This is a genomic window from bacterium, assembly GCA_026398675.1.
In the GTDB taxonomy this organism is placed as follows: domain Bacteria; phylum RBG-13-66-14; class RBG-13-66-14; order RBG-13-66-14; family RBG-13-66-14; genus RBG-13-66-14.
Genome location: JAPLSK010000123.1, coordinates 1 through 1500 on the forward strand (window position 1 = coordinate 1; position 1500 = coordinate 1500).

General features: G+C 69.8%; 1 protein-coding gene. It reads left to right on the forward strand.

Annotated features, from left to right (window positions below; all coding sequences use genetic code 11):
• Window positions 1-406: 406 nt before the first annotated feature.
• Complete coding sequence (locus tag NTW26_03040) at window positions 407-1429, forward strand: hypothetical protein (GenBank protein ID MCX7021249.1); 1023 nt, start codon at window positions 407-409, stop codon at window positions 1427-1429.
• Window positions 1430-1500 lie beyond the last annotated feature (71 nt).

Below are 1500 nucleotides of genomic sequence, written 5' to 3' on the forward strand. Positions count from 1 at the left end.
GAGCGAAGCGAGCTATGCCCCTGGCAAATCCCCGCCCTACGTCAGCGCAACATGCGAGGCGCGGGTTGGGGTGAGGGGTGCCGTATACCCCCTCCCCCCTCTGGGGGGAGGGCTGGGGTGAGGGGTAACGCGGCGGGGATAGGAACCGAGCGAAGCGAGCTATGCCCCTGGCAAATCCCCGCCCTACGTCATCTCAATCTGTAAGGCGCGGGTTGGGGTGAGGGCTGCCGTATACCCCCTCCCCCCTCTGGGGGGCGGCGCGCCGACGGGCTGGGGAGGGGGGTGAAACGGGCGGGGTACAGAGCCCCCACCCTACATTGATTACCCCGCTCCCGATCAATTTCCACCCCGCTGGCATTCCAGCCCCGCTCCTGCTACACTCGCCCCGACACTAACGCGCCGACGAATGCCGAAAAAAACCGACCGCGCCGTGGGGCTCTTCTCCGGCGGCCTGGATTCCATCCTGGCGCTCCGCCTCATCGCGGACCAGGGCCTTCCGGTCACCGCCCTCCACATGCGCCTGCCCTTCGAGGAGGACGCGGGGGTGGAAGGGCGGGAGGCGCTGGCCCGTGAGCTGGGGGCCGAGGCGTTCCTTCTCTTCCGCCCGGGGGAGGAGTTCTGCCGCATGCTCGCGCATCCGCGCCACGGCTATGGCAAAAACGCCAACCCCTGCCTGGACTGCAAGCTGATGCTCTTCCGGCGCGCGGGGGCCTTGATGGCGGAGCTAGACGCCGCCTTTGTCTTCACCGGCGAGGTCCTGGGCGAGCGCCCCATGAGCCAGCGCCGACAGGCCATGGACCTTTTGGAACGCGAAAGTGGGCTGACCGGGCGCCTCCTCCGCCCCCTCTCGGCGAAAGCCCTCCCGTCCACCAATCCGGAGTCGGAGGGGATTGTGGACCGGGAAAAGCTCAAGGATTTCCGCGGCCGCGGCCGCAAGCCCCAGATGGCCCTCGCCGCCGAGCTGGGAATAACCGGCTACCCCAGCCCCGCCGGGGGGTGCCTCTTGACCGAACAGGTGTTCGGGCGGCGGGTGTTCGAGCTCCTCGAGCGCGAGTGTTGCACCGTGGAGAGCCTGCGCCTGTTGGTCCACGGCCGTCACTTTCGCCTGCCCGGCGGGAGCAAGCTGGCCCTGGGCCGCGACTCCGACGACAACGACGCCCTGGCCCGCGCCGCCGCGACCGGGGACCTCCTCCTCGATGCCCGCGTCTCCTCCCCCCTGGGCGTTCTGCGCCACCCGACGGGCGGGGTCCCCCTGGAGGACCTGGCCCTGGCCGCCTCCATGGTGGCCGGGTACGCCAAGCCCCAGGAGACCGCGACCGTGGCGGTCCACGTCGTCCGTCTCACCGCGTTGGGCGAGGAGCCTTTGCCCGAAATCGAGGCGGCGCCCGCCGACCGCTTCGACCCCGCGCTCCGCCGGCTCATGGTTTGACCCCGGTTGACACCTCGCGCGCCCCAACTTATGATACAAGCGTAGCTTACGCACCTCAACCCCGGACCGGT